General features: G+C 65.5%; 16 protein-coding genes. 11 read left to right on the top strand and 5 right to left on the bottom strand.

What is annotated here, in order from left to right; translation table 11 throughout:
- Nucleotides 1-13: 13 nt before the first annotated feature.
- Nucleotides 14-964 (bottom strand): LysR family transcriptional regulator, encoded by a 951-nt coding sequence (locus AC1MEM_RS06415; protein WP_499476065.1) that lies wholly within the window; start codon nt 962-964, stop codon nt 14-16.
- 151 nt (nt 965-1,115) lie between these two features.
- On the opposite strand from AC1MEM_RS06415, the gene AC1MEM_RS06420 reads away from it, so the two are divergent.
- From AC1MEM_RS06420 to infA, 7 genes are all read left to right on the top strand, one after another.
- Complete coding sequence (locus AC1MEM_RS06420) at nt 1,116-1,289, top strand: hypothetical protein (protein ID WP_499476066.1); 174 nt, start codon at nt 1,116-1,118, stop codon at nt 1,287-1,289.
- Nucleotides 1,286-2,137, top strand: a complete 852-nt coding sequence (locus AC1MEM_RS06425) for an alpha/beta hydrolase (protein ID WP_499476067.1) — start codon at nt 1,286-1,288, stop codon at nt 2,135-2,137. Before AC1MEM_RS06420 ends, AC1MEM_RS06425 begins: the two co-directional genes overlap by 4 nt.
- A 315-nt stretch (nt 2,138-2,452) precedes the next feature.
- Entirely contained in the window at nt 2,453-3,634 is a 1,182-nt protein-coding gene (locus tag AC1MEM_RS06430; RefSeq protein ID WP_499476069.1) for an efflux RND transporter periplasmic adaptor subunit, read from the top strand.
- 3 nt (nt 3,635-3,637) lie between these two features.
- Nucleotides 3,638-6,817, top strand: coding sequence for an efflux RND transporter permease subunit (locus tag AC1MEM_RS06435; protein ID WP_499476071.1), 3,180 nt, complete (start codon nt 3,638-3,640; stop codon nt 6,815-6,817).
- Entirely contained in the window at nt 6,814-8,301 is a 1,488-nt protein-coding gene (locus AC1MEM_RS06440) for an efflux transporter outer membrane subunit (protein ID WP_499476072.1), read from the top strand. Before AC1MEM_RS06435 ends, AC1MEM_RS06440 begins: the two co-directional genes overlap by 4 nt.
- 126 nt (nt 8,302-8,427) lie before the next feature.
- Nucleotides 8,428-8,976: a DNA-deoxyinosine glycosylase gene (locus tag AC1MEM_RS06445; protein ID WP_499476073.1), complete on the top strand. Its 549-nt coding sequence runs from the start codon at nt 8,428-8,430 to the stop codon at nt 8,974-8,976.
- A gap of 530 nt (nt 8,977-9,506) precedes the next feature.
- Complete coding sequence (gene infA, locus AC1MEM_RS06450; protein ID WP_499476075.1) at nt 9,507-9,776, top strand: translation initiation factor IF-1; 270 nt, start codon at nt 9,507-9,509, stop codon at nt 9,774-9,776.
- 143 nt (nt 9,777-9,919) lie between these two features.
- Here infA and AC1MEM_RS06455 read toward each other — a convergent pair whose 3' ends face one another.
- Both AC1MEM_RS06455 and AC1MEM_RS06460 read right to left on the bottom strand, forming a co-directional pair.
- Nucleotides 9,920-11,095: a tetratricopeptide repeat protein gene (locus tag AC1MEM_RS06455; protein ID WP_499476077.1), complete on the bottom strand. Its 1,176-nt coding sequence runs from the start codon at nt 11,093-11,095 to the stop codon at nt 9,920-9,922.
- A gap of 58 nt (nt 11,096-11,153) precedes the next feature.
- Complete coding sequence (locus AC1MEM_RS06460; RefSeq protein ID WP_499476078.1) at nt 11,154-12,086, bottom strand: HDOD domain-containing protein; 933 nt, start codon at nt 12,084-12,086, stop codon at nt 11,154-11,156.
- A 145-nt stretch (nt 12,087-12,231) separates the two neighbouring features.
- Between AC1MEM_RS06460 and AC1MEM_RS06465 the strand changes: the two genes are divergently transcribed.
- On the top strand, nt 12,232-12,801 hold the full coding sequence (locus AC1MEM_RS06465; RefSeq protein WP_499476080.1) for a DNA-3-methyladenine glycosylase: 570 nt from the start codon (nt 12,232-12,234) through the stop codon (nt 12,799-12,801).
- Here AC1MEM_RS06465 and AC1MEM_RS06470 read toward each other — a convergent pair.
- The gene (locus tag AC1MEM_RS06470) at nt 12,782-14,500 is read right to left on the bottom strand and encodes a methyl-accepting chemotaxis protein (protein ID WP_499476081.1); all 1,719 of its coding nucleotides are present in this window, start codon (nt 14,498-14,500) and stop codon (nt 12,782-12,784) included. The two genes, AC1MEM_RS06465 and AC1MEM_RS06470, sit on opposite strands and share 20 nt — an antisense overlap.
- Nucleotides 14,501-14,558: 58 nt before the next feature.
- Complete coding sequence (locus AC1MEM_RS06475) at nt 14,559-15,014, bottom strand: cache domain-containing protein (protein WP_499476082.1); 456 nt, start codon at nt 15,012-15,014, stop codon at nt 14,559-14,561.
- Between the two features lie 300 nt (nt 15,015-15,314).
- Here AC1MEM_RS06475 and AC1MEM_RS06480 point away from each other — a divergent pair, with 300 nt between their 5' ends.
- From AC1MEM_RS06480 to AC1MEM_RS06490, 3 genes are read left to right on the top strand one after another with little or no spacing between them, the layout of a single operon-like run.
- The gene (locus AC1MEM_RS06480; RefSeq protein WP_499476084.1) at nt 15,315-16,724 is read left to right on the top strand and encodes a KamA family radical SAM protein; all 1,410 of its coding nucleotides are present in this window, start codon (nt 15,315-15,317) and stop codon (nt 16,722-16,724) included.
- 24 nt (nt 16,725-16,748) lie between these two features.
- Entirely contained in the window at nt 16,749-18,044 is a 1,296-nt protein-coding gene (locus AC1MEM_RS06485) for an MFS transporter (protein ID WP_499476085.1), read from the top strand.
- Nucleotides 18,013-18,864, top strand: a complete 852-nt coding sequence (locus AC1MEM_RS06490) for a fumarylacetoacetate hydrolase family protein (protein ID WP_499476087.1) — start codon at nt 18,013-18,015, stop codon at nt 18,862-18,864. Before AC1MEM_RS06485 ends, AC1MEM_RS06490 begins: the two co-directional genes overlap by 32 nt.
- The last annotated feature ends 20 nt before the right edge of the window (nt 18,865-18,884 follow it).

The following is an 18,884-nucleotide window of genomic DNA, read 5'->3' on the forward strand; positions in this document are numbered from 1 at the left end:
TGCACCCGCAAAATCAGGCTGCGGCGTTCGATTCCGCGGCAGGCGCCGGCCGCGCACCGAGGCGCATCTGCGGGTGATTGGCGAACACCTCGGACACCCATTCCACGAACACACGCACCTTGGCCGACATGTGGCGGTTCTGCGGGTAGACGATGTGTACCGGCAGCGGATCGCTGGCCCAGTCCGGCAGCACCTGGACCAGCCGGCCTTCCGCCACATGGCGCGTCAAGAGGTAATCGGTCATTTGCACGATGCCCAGCCCGGCCAGCCCCGCCTGCACATAGGTGTTCGAATCGTTCAGGGCGATCACGCCCGGCATCGGCACCTCGATGCGCTCGCCGTCGCGATTGAAATCCCAGTCGTAGACTTTACCGGTCTTGGCCGAAAAATAGTTCACGCAGCGGTGCCGTGCGAGATCGTTCGGATGCTGCGGCATGCCGTAACGCGCCAGGTAGGAGGGCGCGGCGGCAGTCACGAAGTTGATGATGCCGACCCGCCGCGCGATCAGGCTGGTGTCGAGCAGCGGCCCGCCCCGCACGGCGCAGTCGACGCCCTCCTCGACCAGGTCGATCGGGCGGTCGGTGCTGCCCAGCTCCAGCATGATGTCGGGATAGCGCTCGAAAAAGGAGGGAAGGGCAGGCACCAGGATCTCGCTCGACAATCCGGTCGGTGTGTCCACGCGCAGCCGGCCGCTCGGATTGATGCGCATGCGCGACAGCGACTCCTCGGCTTCGCGCACGTCGGACAGGATGCGCACGCAGCGTTCGTAATAGGCGGCGCCGTCGGACGTGACCGTCACCAGCCGCGTCGTGCGATGCAGCAGCTTGGCCGAGAGCGAGGCTTCCAGCGCCTGCACCAGGGTCGACACGCTGGCCTTCGGCAAGTCGAGCAGCTGCGCCGTGCGCGTAAAACTGCCGGTGTCGACCACCTGGACAAATACTTCCATCGCTTGAAGCTTGTTCATATTCTCTCGATTCGCGTCATTTTCATTCTATTTTAAGCTTATTGTTCGCCGAATCCGAACAATGGATTCGTAATTGCCATCTTTATCTCATTTTGGATGAAGTCTATAGTGTCTGTACTGGAGCATTAACCTTGGCAGGCAGGAGCAGGACATGAAGATTCGGGACAGCATCGTGGCAAGCATCGCCTTGGCGATCAGCACCCTGGCAATGGCCGGGGCAGTCGGCAGCGGCGCGTATGCCCAGGGGGCGGGCGCCGAAGCGCGCGGGGTACATGCCCTGTCCGCCGTGTTGTCGCCAGGGGTGGCGCCAGGGGTTGCGTCATGAACGACCGCCTCGAAGCCGCCGTCGCCGATGAGGTCCGGGTACGCGAACTGGAAGTGTCCGGCGAACAGGGCCCCTTGAAAGCCCGCCTGTACGCCACTGGCGAAAAGCGCAAGCGCGATACCCTGGTCGTCTTCTTCCCCGGCGGCGGCTTCGTCGCCGACGACCTCGACGACTCGGACGATTTCCTGCGCCACCTGGCCGGCGTCAGCCACACGCCTGTCGTGCTGGCATCGAATTACACGCTCGCCACCGTGCGTCCTTTCCCGGCCGCGGTCGAGGATGCCCACGCCGTGCTGCTATGGGCGAAGAAGAACAAAAGCAAACTTGGCTGGAACGGCAAGCATCTGCTGGTGGCCGGTATCGAGGCCGGCGCCAACCTGGCCGCCGTCTGCGCCCTGATGTCGCGCGACCGCGGCGCGCCGACACTCGCTGGCCAGATCCTCGTCATGCCGATGCTCGACCCGGGCCTGTCGACCTGCTCGATGCGCGAAATGCCCGTCTGCCCGGGCCAGGAAAAGCTGGCCGACGGCTGCGCCGCCGCCTATCGCGATTACCTGCCGAATGCGGCCGACCGTACCCACCCGTATGCGTCGCCCCTGCAATCGAGCCGGCTGAAGAATCTGCCGCCGGCCCTGATCTTGTCGGCCGACGACGATCCCCTGCGCGACGAAGCCGAAGCTTATGGTGCCAGGCTGGCCAGCTTCGGCGTGCAGGCCACCGTGCGCCGCATGCTACCCGCGCCGCAGATGGCGGACGACCGTAACGAATGCGCCTGTGCGCAATCGGCGCTGATCGAAATTGCCGGCTTCATCGCTGAACTCGAAGGGCGGGGGGCCGTTCAAGACTAAGAGCCTATCCCAGTAGTCCGGGGGAAGCTGATGGCGATGCATGGCAAGCGCGGGCAAGGCGCGAGGAGGCCGCATGGCTGGCCATGCAACGACGAGCAACGCAGCCCGCGTTTGTCAGGCGCGCCAGCAGCGACTCCGGGCTGCTGGGGTAGGCTCTAAGCCAGCATCTTCCTGGACTTCCACATTTAACTGAACCGGACAACCGCGCCACCCGGCGCGGCGGGACCCGCTTTTCCTGCGCTTATGTCGATGACTTGCGCGGACGGGACGGGTGTCGCCATCTTCTTTGCATTCTCACAAGAAAAAGGAATCAACATGAGAAACCTGAGCCAACTATCAAGTGCCGCGAAGCCCCTGATCGCCGCATTGGCGACCGCCGGACTCGTCGGATTGTCGCTCGCCGGCTGCGACGACGCGACCGGCAAGACCGCGCCGCCCGCGCCTGCCGCGCCGCCGGTGTCGGCCGCCATCGTGCTGGAAAAGCCGATCGCCGAGACCCAGGAATTTTCCGGCCGCCTGGAAGCCGTCGAGCGCGTCGACATCCGTTCCCGCGTCAGCGGTTTCATCACCGCCGTGAACTTCAAGCCGGGCAGCGAAGTGAAGAAGGGCGACGTGCTGTTCGTCGTCGATCCGCGTCCGTATCAAGCCGAAGCGACGCGTGCGCAAGCCGCCGCTGCCTCGGCGCGCGCCCGGGCCGACCTCGCCAAACGCGAACTGGCGCGCGCCGAGAGCCTGATGGCCGACAAGGCCATCGCCCGCCGTGAATTCGACGAGGCCGCCGCCAGCCAGAAGGAACTCGAAGCCAATGCCGGCGCCGCGCAAGCCCAGTACGAGGCGGCGCGCCTGAATCTCGCCTACACCCGCGTCGTGTCGCCGATCGACGGCCGCGTTTCGAAAGCCGATATCACGCTCGGTAACCTGGTCGACGCCACCGCCGTGCTGACGTCGGTGGTATCGGTCGAACGCATCTACGCCAGCTTCGACGGCGACGAGGAAACCTATCTGCGCGTCGGCGCCAAGGCCCGCGACGGTGCGCCGGTGGCGGTGCGCGTGGGACTGGCCAACGAAGAAGGCTTCCCGCACGAAGGCAAGCTCGAATTCGTCGACAACCAGCTCGACGTCCGCACCGGCAGCGTGCGCATGCGCGCGGCTTTCGACAACAAGGATGGGGCGCTGGTGCCCGGCCTGTTCGCCCGCGTGCAACTGGGCGCGGCCGACAGCCGCAAGGCGGTCCTGATCAACGAGCGTGCGGTCGGCACGGACCAGAGCCGCAAGTTCGTGTTCGTGGTCGGGCTTGACGGCAAGGCCGAATACCGCCCGGTCACGCTGGGGCCGGTGGTCGATGGCTTGCGCGTCGTGCGCAGCGGCGTCAAGGCGGGCGAAAAAATCGTCGTCAACGGCTTGCAGCGCGTACGGCCCGGGGTGCAAGTGGCGCCGCAGATTGTGCCGATGGCCAACGCCGCACCGCTGGCGCTGGCCGCCAACGCCAAGGAGTAACGCATGAATTTTTCACGTGTCTTTGTCGATAAACCGATCTTCGCGGTTGTTTTGTCCGTGCTGGTCTTCGTGTCCGGCCTGATCGCGATCTTCCAGCTGCCGGTCTCGGAATATCCGGATGTGGTGCCGCCCTCGATCGTCGTGCGCGCCCAGTACCCGGGCGCCAATCCGAAAGTCATTGCCGAAACGGTGGCCGCGCCGCTCGAAGAGCAGATCAACGGCGTCGAGAACATGCTGTATATGTCTTCGCAAAACACCTCCGACGGCGCACTGATGCTGACGGTGACCTTCGCCATCGGCACCAATGTCGAGCAGGCCGAGACGCAGGTGCAGAACCGCGTCCAGCGCGCCTTGCCGCGCCTCCCGGAAGAGGTGCGCCAGATCGGCGTCACCACGGTCAAGAGCTCGCCCAACCTGACGATGGTGGTGCACCTGAATTCCCCGGACGGCCGCTACGACGACCTCTACCTGCGTAATTACGCGACCCTGAACATCAAGGACCGCCTGGCGCGCATCGACGGTATGGGCGAAGTGCAGCTGTTCGGTTCGGGCGACTACGCGATGCGCGTCTGGCTCGACCCGCAAAAGGTGGCGGCGCGCGGCCTGGTGGCAGGCGATATTGTCGACGCGATCCGCGAACAGAACGTGCAGGTCGCGGCCGGCGTCATCGGCCAGGGCCCGGCCAAAGGGGCCGAGTTCCAGCTGACCGTCAACACGCAAGGCCGTTTGCAAACCGTCGAGGAATTCGGCGCCATCATCGTCAAGACCGGCGCCGATGGCTCGACCACCCTGCTGAAGGATGTGGCGCGCCTCGAGATGGGCTCGAATTCGTATGCCCTGCGTTCGCTCCTGAACAATAAATCAGCGGTGGCCATCCCGATTTTCGAAGCGCCGAATGCGAACGCGCTGCAGCTGTCGAAAGACGTGCGCGCCACCATGGCCGAACTGTCGAAGGAGTTTCCGGAAGGCGTCGAATACAGCATTGTGTACGACCCGACCCAATTCGTGAGCGAGTCGATCGACTCGGTCATCCACACCCTGTTCGAAGCGATCGTGCTGGTGGCGATTGTCGTGATCGTGTTCCTGCAGAGCTGGCGCGCTTCGATCATTCCCCTGCTGGCGGTGCCGGTATCGGTGGTCGGCACCTTCGCCGTGATGCTGATGTTCGGCTTCTCGATCAACACGCTGTCGCTGTTCGGGCTGGTGCTGGCGATCGGCATCGTGGTCGACGACGCCATCGTCGTCGTCGAAAACGTCGAGCGCAACATCACGAACGGCCTGGCGCCGCGCGAAGCGACGATCCAGGCGATGAAGGAAGTCAGTGGACCGATCGTCGCGATCGCCCTGGTGCTGTGCGCCGTGTTCGTCCCGATCGCCTTTGTCTCGGGCCTGACCGGCCAGTTCTACCGCCAGTTCGCGCTGACGATCGCGATTTCGACCGTGATCTCGGCCTTTGCTTCGCTGACGCTGGCCCCGGCCTTGTCCGCCGCTTTGTTGAAAGCGCACGATGCACCGAAAGACCGTTTAACGCGCGCCATCGATACCGTCTTCGGCCGCTTTTTCGCCGCATTCAATCGCTTCTTCGGCCGCGCCTCGCACCGTTATGAGGGCGGCGTGCAGACGGTCCTGCGCCGCAAGACGCTGTCGCTTGCGGTGTATGCGCTGCTCGGCATGGCCGCGCTGTTCATGTTCAAGGTAGTCCCGCCCGGCTTCGTGCCGCAGCAGGACAAAGCCTACCTGATCGGCTTCGCCCAGCTGCCCGATGCCGCATCGCTGGACCGCACCGACGCCGTGATCCGCCGCATGTCGTCGATCGCGAAAGAGATCCCGGGCGTCGAGTCGTCGATCGCCTTCCCGGGCCTGTCGATCAACGGCTTTACCAACGCGCCGAACGCCGGCATCGTGTTCACCAGCCTGAAACCCTTCAGCGAACGGCGCGGCAAGGAGCAGTCGGCTGCGGCGATTGCCGCCGAAATCAACAAGCGCATGGGCGCGGTCGAAGATGCCTTCGTGATGGTGCTGCCGCCGCCCCCGGTGAATGGCCTCGGGACGACGGGCGGTTTTAAAATGATGCTGGAAGACCGGGGCAATCTCGGCTACGACGCGCTGTACAAGGCGGCGCAGGCGATGCAGGCCAAGGCCTGGGCCGATCCACGCCTGGCCGGCGTGTTCTCGAGTTACCAGATCAACGTGCCGCAGCTGTTCGCCGACGTCGACCGCGTGAAAGCCAAGCAGCTCGGCGTGCCCCTGGCGACCATTTACCAGACGCTGCAAGTGAACCTGGGCTCGCTGTATGTGAACGATTTTAATCAGTTCGGCCGCACGTACCAGGTGCGGGTGCAGGCGGACGCCCAGTTCCGCTCGCAGCCGGAGCAGATCGCTCAATTGAAAGTGCGCAGCGTGAAAGGCGAAATGATCCCGCTGTCCTCGCTGATGCAGGTGAAGGACACCTATGGGCCGGACCGCGTGCAGCGCTACAACGCCTATGTCACGGCCGACATGAATGGCGGCCCGGCGGCCGGCGTTTCCTCGGGCCAGGCGCAAGCCATCTTCGAGCAGATCGCGAAAGAGACGCTGCCGAAAGGGATCGCGTATGAGTGGACCGACCTGACCTACCAGGACATCCTGTCGGGGAACACGATGGTCTTCGTCTTCCCGCTGTCCGTGCTGCTGGTCTTCCTGGTGCTCGCCGCGCAGTACGAAAGCTGGACGCTGCCGCTGGCGGTGATCCTGATCGTGCCGATGTCGATCCTGTGCGCGCTGGTCGGCGTCAAGCTGACCGGCGGCGACAACAATATCTTCACCCAGATCGCGCTGTTCGTGCTGGTGGGGCTGGCCTCGAAGAACGCGATCCTGATCGTCGAATTCGCCCGCGAACTGGAGCACCACGGCCGCGGCATCGTCGACGCGGCGCTGGAAGCGAGCCGCCTGCGCCTGCGTCCGATCTTGATGACCTCGATCGCCTTCATCATGGGTGTGCTGCCGCTTGTGTTTTCCAGCGGCGCCGGCGCCGAAATGCGCCATGCGATGGGCGTCGCCGTGTTCGCCGGCATGCTGGGCGTGACCTTCTTCGGCCTGTTCCTGACGCCGCTGTTCTACGTCCTGCTGCGCACCTTCGCCAGACGTTTCGAGAAACCTGTTGCTGCCCCGGTCCTTGCGCGGGTTGAAGGAGTACCACAATGAGAAGTACTACCGTGACATCGATGATTGCACGCGGCGTGGCGCCGCTGCTGGCCGCACTCTTGCTGACTGCCTGCGCGGCGCCCGTCTTCAAACAGCCGGCGCTCGATACCCCGGCCGCGTTCAAGGAAGCTGCGGGCGGTATCCGGACTGCGCCGGACGGCAGCCGCTGGGCGCCGGCACGCCAGGCCGAACAGCAGCCACGCGGCCAATGGTGGCTCGCCTTCCAGGATCCGCGCCTGACCGAGTTGGTGGACGAAGCGACGCGTAACAACGCCAGCCTGGCCGTGGCGGCGGCGCGCGTGAAACAGGCGCGGGCAATTGCGGGTATCGCGCAGGCCGACCGGAGCCCGCAAGCGGGCCTCGGCGTGCAAGCCCAGCGCGCCCGGCCTTCGCCGCTGGAAGGGGGCAGTGCGCGCGCGCCGCAGGACAGCTACAGCGCCAGCCTGAGTGCGAGTTACGAGGTCGACCTGTTCGGCCGCGTGCGTGCCGGCGTCGAGGCGGCGCGCCAGGATGCCGGCGCCAGTGAAGCCAGCTACCGTTCGGTGCTGCTGTCGCTGCAGGCGGACGTGGCGCAACACTGGTTCCGGCTGCGCGCCCTGGATGCCGAACTCGCGACCGTCAACGATGCAGTGCGCCTGCGCGACGAAAGCGTACGCGTCAACCAGCGCCGCTTCGACCTCGGCGATATCGGCGAATTCGACCTGACGCGCGCGAAGACCGAACTGTCGGCCACGCGCGCCGAAGCGATCGGCCTGCAGCGCCAGCGCACGAATGCCGAACATGCACTGGCGGTCCTGCTGGGCCGGCCGGCGGCGCATTTTGCAGCCGTCACCAGCCCCTTGCCCGACAGTGTCGCACTGCCCGCGATTCCGGCCGGGCTGCCCTCGTCCCTGCTCGAACGCCGCCCCGATATCGCCAGCGCCCAGCGCACGATGGAAGCGGCGAATGCGCGCATCGGCGTGGCGCGCGCGGCGATGTTCCCGGCGCTGAACATCAATGCAGCCGGCGGCGGCGTGGCTGGGACGATGGCCGAGGTCTTCAACTGGAGCAGCCGCTCCTGGGTGCTGGGCGCGCTGCTGTCGCTGCCGCTCGTCGATGGTGGGCGCAACAAGGCGAACATCAGCCGCAGCGAAGCGGTGCTGGAAGAGTCTGTGGCGGCGTATCGGGAGCAGGTGCTGGTGGCGTTTGCCGAAGTCGAGGACAACCTGGCGGGCGTGCGCATCCTGGCCGAGCAGGGCGTGCAGGTCGACGACGCGGTGCGCTCGGCACGCCGCTCGGCGGAACTGGCGCGCAAGCTGTACGACGCCGGCCGCTCCAGCTACCTCGACCTGCTCGACGCCCAGCGCAACCTGGCGGCAAGCGAGCGCAGCGCGGTCCAGCTGCGCGGCGAGCAGGCGCTGACGACGGTCGCATTGATCCGCGCGCTCGGCGGCGGCTGGGACGCGCCGGCACCGAGCGCAGCGCCGCCGCTGGCCGCGCGCTGAAGGCTGCGCCGGCCCGCATTTCACTGTTAATTTCACTGTTAACCTGCGCCCTTTGCGGCGGACTCGAAAGGGTCCGCCGTCTTTTTTTGTGCGGCTTCATGCTGGGCGCACGGCTACAATCGCGCCATGACTACCTCGGCCCCGTTTGATCCCACCCTGCTGACCGGCCTGGCACCGGTACTGGACAGCGATGTCCGGATCCTGATACTCGGCAGCTTCCCCGGCGCCCAGTCGCTCGCCGCCGCCCAGTACTACGCGCATCCGCGTAACCAGTTCTGGCGCCTCGTCTCCGCGCTGGTGAACGAAGACCTGGCGGCGCTGCCCTACGCGCAGCGCCTGCCGCGCCTGCTCGCGCACGGCATCGGCCTGTGGGACGTGCTGGGCGCCTGTGAACGCGAGGGCAGCCTCGATTCCGCCATCCGCAAACCCGCCGCCAACGATTTCGAGCGCCTGCACGTCCTCTGTCCAGAATTGAAAACGGTCGGCTTCAACGGCCAGGCCTCGGGCAAGTTCGCACCGCAGTTCGCAGCCGCCGGTTACCGCACCGTGGTGCTGCCGTCGAGTTCACCTGCGCACATGGCGATGACATTCGAGCAGAAGCTGCAGGCCTGGCGCGAGTTGGTGGTGGAGGGCGGCCTGGATCGTTCGCCGCCGGTGCAGGGCTCCCTGCTGTGACGCAAGGGTCCGCGCGCCTGGTGTTGCCGTACGGCGAGCAATTATGGGCGCGTCCGTACGTCGATCGGCGATCCGTGTTACACTGGTTCCAGTCGTCGAGGTCATGAGGCTTCGACGACATCCCGCAGCAGCCCGCAACGCGATATGTGTAATGTCGCAGCGACCAGCCGAGCGGGGTTGTGATTCGAGATACGTTGGTCGACTTACACCGACGGAGGCACTACGCAGATAGCGTGGGCGTCCAGGGCTCCGCACTTTACAGATAGCATCGGCGGCAGCAGCGATACAAGCATTGGCAATACATTGAAACGAAGCCCGCAGCAAGCGGGCTTTTTTTTCTCTCACCGCGCAGGTCGGCGTCCGGCTGCAGTCCCGGATCGAAGCCGCCGCCGTCAACTATCCGCCAGATAGCGGCCCATTCAACCTCATTTTCCGATCCAGTCGCCTCCGGGTACTGGCATCAAGCAGCATCGTCGCGGCGCCGTCGTCTTGCGCCAGCTTGCAATACCAATCTTTAAAGGAAGAACAACATGGCAAAAGAAGAACTCATCGAAATGAACGGCCTCGTGACCGAAGTGCTGCCGGAACTGCGTTTCCGCGTCGACCTCGACAACGGCCACAAGCTGATCGCCTACACCTCGGGCCGGATGAAGAAGAACCACATCCGCATCCTGGCCGGCGACAAGGTCACGCTGGAACTGTCGCCCTACGACCTGAACAAGGGCCGTATCGTGTTCCGTCACATCGAAACGCGCGGCGCCCCGGTAGCACGCACCGGCGGCTTCCAGCGCCGCCGCTAAGAGGCAAGCGTTAAGCGCTGCCGCAAGCGAGAGGCGCACGCGCCATCGCTGCCGGCAGCGGCATCATGCACCGGCGCGGCCACACGGCCGCGCCCGCACCCCGGTCCCTTGCGACCGTCGAACATTTCCGTCTTTTCCCAACTTCAATTGCGGCCCGCTCCGCCCGCCATGCTGCGCAGGTGCACCAGCTTGGCAGAATAGCGCTCGCGCACGTCGCCGTGCACGCTGGTATCGCGTGCCAGCGCCAGCTGTTTCGCGGCCGCTCCCAATTCTCCCAGCTCGAAGTTCACCACGCCCAGCCAGAAATGGAATTCATCGTTGTAGGGCGCGCGCGCGACTTCGCGCGCGAACAGCGTGCGCGCCTGGACGAGATTTCCTGCCTTGTAGGCCTCCTGTGCCTGATGAAAGAAGTGATACGGCGGCGCCGGATACAGGCGTGCGGCGCGCTGCGCCAGCTGCTCGGCTTCGGCCGTCTTGCCGTTGGCGGCCAGCAGCGGCGCCAGGTTCTGCAGCACGACCAGGCTGTCCGGCTCGCGTTCGAGGGCGGCGCGATAGACCTGCTCGGCCAGCACGGCCTGTCCGCTGCGCTGGTAGATCACGGCCAGCGTGTTGTAGGCAGCGCCGAGGGTCGGCTTCTTCAACAGTGCGCCGCGCGCCCACCAGTAGGCCTCCGACTGGCGCCCCTGCGCAAGTTCCTCGGCGGCGCGGTTGTTCATGTAGAGCGCAACGATGTCGGTCTCGCTGAGGTAGCGCACGCGCTGGCGGCTGCTTGCCATGCCGGGAACGAAATCGACCGTCAGCAGGGCGGAGGCATCGTAGTCGTCGGTGCGCGGCGCGCGCGGCGCCAGGCTCAGGTTGACATGCGAGCTGACCAGGTAAAGCGCATGGTCGCGGGTCCAGGTGTCCTCGATCTGCACATCCTGGAAGCGCACGTCCAGCTGCAGCGCGCGCGCAAACGCGGCGGTCATGATCACGAGCGACAGGCAGTTGCCCTTGCGCGCGGCATAGGTTTCGGCGGCGTTGCCGGTGTAGCTGGAGTCGTAGTCGAGCTGGAGTTCGTTCGCGTCATACAGGGCGTGTATCAGGCCCAGTGTTTGTCCGTGCTCGCGCAGGAGCGCCTGGAAGTGGGTGCTGGCGAGGTGACGGCGCATGTCGGGGCTCAGGTCGAACAGCCCGCCCACGTCGACCGGCCGTGCGGGAGCGGCGAAAGCGGTGTCGTTGAGCAGGGCCGCTACCTGGCCGGCGGGCACCGGGGGCTGTCCCACATGGGCGCATCCGGCCAGCAAGACCAGCAGCGAAAGAATCCAGGTTCTCATCATGCCTCCGAAGCCGGTTGCGATGTTTCAGTATCGTCCGGCCGGGGCTGGCTGTCAAAGCCTAGTGATCGTCGTGCAGCGCTTCTTCGAGTTCGTCGAGCAGTTCGGCCGCCTCAATCTCGTCGAGCGAGAGGTAGGCACACGCGCGTTCGCCGCCCTTGTCCCATTCGGGCGAGCCGGCGTGGCCCTGGTAGCGCCGGATCGCGCGCTCGGCCAGCAGCGACAGGGCGACCAGCGAGCGCACCACGTCGTCCGTGTGTTCGTCTTCGAGCACGGCGTAGTCGTGGTGGTGCAGGATGGCCCACGACACCTCGCTCGATAGCCCCCAGTTACGCGCCAGCAGGGTGCCGACGGCCGCGTGATTCGTGCTGTGGCGCTCGTCCTCGAGCGCCGTAAACGCGCGCTCGGGCTCGGCGCCGGCGTCGAGGAAGGTGGCTTCGTAGCCGGGGAAACGCTCAACCAGCAGCGGCATGCCGGTGTCGCAAAACAGCCCGAAGGTATGCGCGATGTCGGGCGCGCCGATGCGCAGGCGGCGCGACAGGAACACCATGGCGTGCGAGCGCTTGGTCGAGACGTCCCAGAAATTGGCCAGCGCCGCGCTCTCGACGGGAATCGCCTGGCGCGCCAGCAGGCCCGTCATCAGCGCCGCCACCTGGTTAATCCCCAGGAACAGAATCGCCTGCTCGATCGACTTGGCGCGGCGCCCGCCGAACAGCGACGAGTTCGCGAGCTTGAGCAAGGCGCCGGCCATGCCGACGTCGGCCGCGACGATGCGTCCGATGCGCTCGGGCGACGGATCGCTGGAGGCCAGCTCCGCCTGCAGGTCGGCCAGCAGGGTGGGCCGCGGCGGAATGCGGATCGATTTGATCAGCGCTTCAACAGGGTCTGCCGGCACGGCGGCCGGCGTGGGCGTGGGCGCGGCACGCGCCGGGACGCGCGCGCTGGTGCCCGATCCCGTGCGCGCAGGCATTGCTTTCGAGGCAAGTGTACTCATGGGGAGAAGGTGCTTATGGGAAATAAAGCGAAGACCGCCACTATAAACGATGCTGAATTTCTTTGCAGCAACATGGTGCGTTTGCTGCCGTCATGTGTGGCAAAACGGACAGAGCGCTGTTGCCGGACCCCTTAAAATCGCCCCCATGAACACAGCGAACCTTGCAGGAATCGATTTTTATGCGCCCAGCGAGATCGTGGCGCGCCAGCTGATCGGGGTCGTGGTGCTGGTCGACGGTGTCGGCGGGCGCATCGTCGAAACCGAGGCCTATGACCGCGAAGACCCGGCATCACACGCCTTTTCCGGTCCGACCGAGCGCAATGCGGCGATGTTCGGCCCGCCCGCGCACTGTTATGTCTACCGGTCTTACGGCATTCACTGGTGCCTGAATTTCGTCTGCCGCGAGGAGGGCCACGGGGCCGGGGTGCTGATCCGGGCGATCGAGCCGCTGGCGGGGGTGGAGGTGATGCGCGCACGGCGCGACGCCCAGGATATCGCGGCGCTGTGCTCCGGCCCCGGCAAACTGTGCCAGGCGCTGGAGGTGACGCGCGCCTTCAACGGCCGTTCACTGGCGCAGCCTCCGTTCGTGCTGGAGGCCGCGCCGCCGGGACTGGAGATCGTCAGCGGCCCGCGCATCGGTATTTCGAAGGCGATGGACGTGCCCTGGCGTTTCGGCCTGGCCGGCTCGCGTTTCGTCAGCCGTCCGTTCCGCTGATCCGTTCCGCGCGGGCGCTTCTGGAGGCCGCGCCCGCATCGGGCAGCGCGCGTTGCGCGCCGCGCATCGGGCTGGCGGCCGCGCGCCGGTCGAGCGGATCCTGGAACTCGTCCTGCATGTGCTCCAGATCCCCGGCTTCGGCCAGCGGTTCGATTCCCTCGATCTTGAAGACCGAGACCGCGCGCGCCAGGTTCACCGTCTGCTCGTGCAGGCTTTCGGCCGCCGCCGCCGCTTCCTCGACCAGGGCCGCATTCTGCTGGGTCATGTCGTCCATCTGCCCGACCGCGCGATTGACTTCGGCGATGCCGTCGGCCTGCTCGGTACTCGCCACGCTGATGCGCTCGATGATGTCGTTCACCTGCTTCACCGAGGCGACGATGTGACCCATGCTGTTGCCCGCTTCGTTGACCGAGGTGGCGCCGCCGTCGATGATCGACACCGAGTCGGCGATCAGGGCCTTGATCTCCTTCGCCGCCGCCGCCGAGCGCTGCGCCAGCGTGCGCACTTCCGAGGCCACCACCGCGAAGCCGCGCCCCTGTTCGCCGGCGCGCGCCGCTTCGACGGCGGCGTTCAGGGCCAGGATATTCGTCTGGAACGAGATGCCGTCGATGACGCCGATGATCTCGACGATCTTGCGCGAACTGGCCCGGATCGATTCCATCGTCGTGACCGCGCGGCCGACGGCGTGGCCGCCATGCTCGGCCAGGCGCGCCGCTTCGGCCGCGAGGTCGGTCGCCAGGCGCGCGTTGTTCGCATTGTCCTTCACCGCCACCGTCAGCGTTTCCATCGCGCTGGCGGTCTGCTCGAGCGAGCCGGCCTGCATCTCGGTGCGGGTCGACAGGTCCAGGTTGCCGGTGGCGATCTCTTTTGACGCGGTGTCGATCGAACGCACCGAGGTCAAGATCGCGTGCAGCGTCGTGTTCAGGGTGCCGATCGTGTGGTCGAGCGCGCGCGAGGTGTCGGCGATCTCGTCGCGGCCGACGCTGCCGGTGGGGCTGGCGAGGCGGCCCTCGGCCAGTTCCGAGACGACGTCCGAGATGGCGTGGATATCGGCCAACATCGCGCGCCGCACCAGCATCGTCACCGTCAGCGACAGCGCGATCGACAGCACGACCAGTACCGCCATCGAGATGCCGAGCGTGTGGAATTCGGCGCCGGCGGCGGCATAGGCTTCTTCGCTCAGGCGCCTTTCCAGCGCCGCCAGTTGGGCCAACTGGGTATTGAGGGTGACGAATTCCTTTTCCGCCTTCTGCATCGCGTTCGTCGCGATCGACTGGTCGACCGCGGCCATCTCGATCGTGTCCTTGACCGCCTTGCGGTAGGCGTCGAGGGCGGTCTTGGAGGCATCGATCAGCTTGCGTTCGGAGGGCTCGGCGACCTTCGCCAGCGCCGCCAGGCTGGTAGCGATGGCGGCGTGCTTCTTGTTGATCTCGCCGACCAGGGCGTCGAGCCGGTTCTTGGCGAAGCTGCCGCTGACCCAGGCCAGCAACTGGTAGATGTTCGCGTGCGCATATTTCGCGTCGCCGGCGACGTCGGCCGTGTCCTGCAGGCGCGCGGCGCGCACCTGCACCATGTTCTCCAGCGAGGCATGCTGGCGCACCATGCCGTAATAGGCGGCGCCGGAAAGCAGCGTCAGCAGCACCAGCACCAATCCCGGCGCCAGCAGCAGCTTCGGGCCAATCCGTAGTTTTTTCAGCATGCTCGTTCTCCAGTACCAATGGACAGGGCGGCCGAAGCCGCCCCTTGTCGATCCGCGCTTACTTTTTATAGATGCCCGCTTCCAGCACCACGTCGTCGACCTTCATGACATAAGTCGTCTTCGGCTCGATCTTGCCGGTGGTCGGGTTCTTGTACATGTAGTCGACCCAGCCTTTACCTTTGCTGGCGGCCAGTTCGATGATCGCGCGGCGGTATTTCTTGCCGTTGGCGTCGGGCACGTCGGTGAGGTCCTTGCCGACGATCGAAGGATTGTGCGGATGGGCCAGCATGACGCCGGTCTTGATGTCGCGCATGCCGACGTAGAGTTCGCCCTGGACGAATTCCGGGTCCTTGGCACTGATGCGCTTCATCATTTCATCCTTGCCCTTGGCCTTGACGAGGGCGGCGCCTTTTTCGGTCATGGCGATGGCGTCTTTTTCGGTCGGTTCATTGGCCAGTGCACCGGAGCAGGCGAGTCCGAGGCACAGGGCGGTGGCAGTGGCGAGCAGCTTCATGGAGACAATCCTTTCGTTAGGCGTGCATGGGGTAAAACTTTCCTAAGTGCATTGGGAAATGTACGCTGCACTTCTCATAGGCAATTTGCGCCCGCGCAAAGGGGGACGGGCGGTGCGGACTGGATGTCACATGTCTTCAGGCAAACTAATTGTTCTCTAGGGCAAGTTTTTGTCCTTTTCGTTGATTGTGTGCAACTCTGCCCTTTCCCGGCGCTTTTAAGATGAGTTCCTGCCGGCAATTTCTTACTCAAGAATTCGCCCGGTTGTCCCCCACCCATCTTTCCTTTCCAGGAGCATGCCGTGACCACCACCGAATCGACGCCCGCCAAGTTCAAGCCCTATACGCGACAGACCATCGCGCTTGCGCGCCAATGGCAATGGATGAGCCCGGAGCTGCAGGAAGCAACCCAGGTCGTCTCGCATGTCCTGCCGTTTCGCGTCAACGAATATGTGCTCGACCAGCTGATCGACTGGGACCGGATCCCGGACGACCCGATCTTCCGCCTGACCTTCCCGCACCGCGACATGCTGCCCGCACGCGAATACGAGCAGCTGCGCGACCTGGTGCTGCACAAGAAAGACGAGGCCGCCACGGCGAAACTGGTGCACCAGATCCGCATGCGCATGAACCCGCACCCGGCCGGCCAGATGACCCACAACGTCCCGCGCGTGAACGACGCGCCGCTGCACGGCCTGCAGCACAAGTACAAGGAGACCGTGCTGTTTTTCCCCAGCGCCGGCCAGACCTGCCACGCCTACTGCACCTTCTGCTTCCGCTGGCCGCAGTTCGTCGGCATGGACGACATGAAGTTCAATGCGCGCGAATGCTCGGAACTGGTGTCCTACCTGGCCACACATCCTGACGTCACCGACGTCCTGCTCACCGGCGGCGACCCGATGATCATGAATACGCGTTCGCTCACGGAGTTTTTGGAACCATTATTGGCGCCCGAGCTGGCGCACATCCAGAACATCCGCATCGGCACCAAGTCGGTCGCCTACTGGCCGCAGCGCTTCGTCTCCGACAAGGATTCGGACGACCTGATGCGCCTGTTCGAGCGCGTCGTCAAGGCCGGCAAGAACCTCGCGATCATGGGCCATTACAACCACGCGGTGGAGCTGCGCCACCCGATCGCCCAGCAAGCGGTCAAACGCATCGTCGGCACCGGCGCCACCTTGCGCATGCAGGGACCGCTGATCCGCCACATCAACGAAGACCCGAAGAGCTGGGCCGAGCTGTGGACCACCGGCGTGCGCCTGGGTGCGATCCCGTACTACATGTTCGTCGAGCGCGACACCGGTCCGAGCGATTATTTCGCGCTGCCGCTGGCGCGCGCCCACGAGATCTTCCAGCAGGCCTATTCGATGGTGTCGGGCCTGTCGCGTACCGTGCGCGGGCCGTCGATGAGCGCCTTCCCCGGCAAGGTCGTGATCGACGGCGTCGTCACCATCAACGGCGAAAAGCTGTTCGCGCTGCAGTTCCTGCAAGCGCGTAATCCGGAGTGGGTGCGCAAGCCCTTCTTCGCCAAATACGATGCCGACGCCACCTGGCTGGATCACCTCAAGCCCGCTTTCGGGCGCAAGAAATTCTTCTTCGAAGACGAGGGCGGCGACCATGGCCTGCACGTGCCGGCCGGGCGCGTGATCCCGATCGTCCAGGCCGGGCAGCACGACCGCCGCGCCAGCGACAGCCAGCCCAGCGCGGCCTGAGCCGGACTCGGATCCGGACCCATCATGGGCGACCAGAGCTCGCCACGCCTGTCCGGCGTGGCGGTTTTCTTCTGCGTGTTCCTGCCGTTCGCGCTGGGACACTACCTGTCTTCGCTGGTCCGCAACGTGAACGCGGTGCTGGCCCCCCAGCTGGTGGGCGCGCTGGCGCTTACGCCCGGCCAGCTGGGACTCCTCACCAGTGCGTTCTTCTTCGCGGCCGCGCTGGTACAGCTGCCGGTCGGGATGGCGCTCGACCGCTACGGCCCGCGCAAGGTGCAGATGGTCCTGATGACCTGCGGCGCAAGCGGCGCACTGATGTTCGCTTACGGGCAGAGCTTCGGCCAGCTGCTGTTCGCGCGCACCCTGATCGGCCTGGGACTCGGGGGCTGCTTCATGTCGGCGGTGAAGTCGGTCGCGACCTGGGTGGCGCCGGCACGGCTGCCGTCGGTGCAGGGCTACCTGATCGCGGTCGGCGGGCTGGGCGCGGCCTCGTCCACCATGCCGGTGACCAAACTGCTGCAGTACATGGACTGGCGCGGCCTGTTCGTGCTGATGGCCGCACTGATCGCCTGCTGCGGCCTGCTGATCCGCCTGGTCAGCCCGCCCACGGTCGTGGGCAACGCCAAGCCGCCGACGCTCAAGTCGATCCTCGACGTCTACCGCCATCCGTCGTTCCGCTCGGCCACCTCGCTGGTGGTGGTGTCGCACATGGTCTTTTTCGGCATCCAGGGCCTGTGGATCGGGCGCTGGCTGTCGGACGTGGCGCGCTTTCCCGAGCCGGTCGTGGCCTACCTGCTGTACATGGGCATGGCCTCGGTGATCTTCGGGGCGATCGCGGTCGGCATGATCACCGAATGGGCCGGCAAGCGCGGCATCGCTCCGCTGGACGTGGCGGCGATCGGGGTCGGGCTGTTCGTGCTGATCCAGGTGGCCATCGTGTTCAACTGGAAGCCCAGCATGCAGCTGCTGTCGGTCGTGTTCACGCTGGTCGGCACGATCACGGGAATCGAGTTCGCGATCGTCTCGCAGAGCATGCCCAAGGAGCTGACCGGGCGCGCCGCGACCTGCCTGAACCTCGTGATCTTCGTCGGCGCCTTCCTGGTGCAGGCCGGCTTCGGCCAGCTGGTCGGACTGTGGACGCCGGATGCGGCGAACCACTATCCGGCGCTTGCTTACCGGGTCGCGTTCGGCGTGCTGGTGCTGCTGCAGCTTCCCGGGCTGGTCGGCTACTTCCTCCGGCGGCGTCCGCTACAATGCGAGATTGCCATATTGAGCCCGAAGGAAGACTATGAAATTGGTACGCTACGGTCGCCCCGGTAAGGAAAAACCGGGGCTGCTGGATGAAGAAGGACGACTGCGCGATCTCTCCGGCGTGATCGGGGACATCGACGCAGCCGTCCTGTCCGATCGTGCCCTGCGCAAGATCGCCAAACTCGATCACAAGACCCTGCCGCTGGTACGCGGCAATCCGCGCCTCGGGGTGCCCGTCAAAGGTGTCGGCAAGTTCATCGGCATCGGCATGAACTATTCGGACCACGCGGCCGAAATCGGCGCGCCGATCCCGAAAGAGCCGATCATGTTCACGAAGGCGATCTCCTGCCTGTCCGGCCCCGACGACCCCATCCAGCTGCCGAAAGGCTCGAAGAAGACCGACTGGGAAGTCGAACTCGGCGTCGTCATCGGCACCCGCGCGCAGTACGTCGACGAAGCCGATGCCCTGAACTACGTGGCCGGCTACTGCGTGGTCAACGACGTTACCGAACGCGCTTACCAGTTCGAACTCGGTTCGCAGTGGGATAAAGGCAAGGGCTGCGACACCTTCGGGCCGGTCGGGCCGTTCCTGGTCACGCGCGACGAAGTCCACGACGTGCAGGACCTGAACATGTACCTGGAAGTGAACGGCAAGCGCATGCAGACCGGGAATACGGCGAACATGGTGTTTACCGTGGCGCAGATCGTCAGCTACCTGTCGAAGTTCATGACCCTGGAACCGGGCGACATCATCTGCACCGGCACCCCGCCGGGCGTCGGCATGGGCCGCACGCCGCAACGCTTCCTCAAAAAGGGCGATAGCATACGCCTGGGGATCGAAGGCCTGGGCGAACAGCAGCAGGACGTGCTGGCCTACCCGAAGATCTAAGGGAAACGCCCTGCGCTGGC

The organism is Telluria sp. AIW5 (assembly GCF_056680575.1).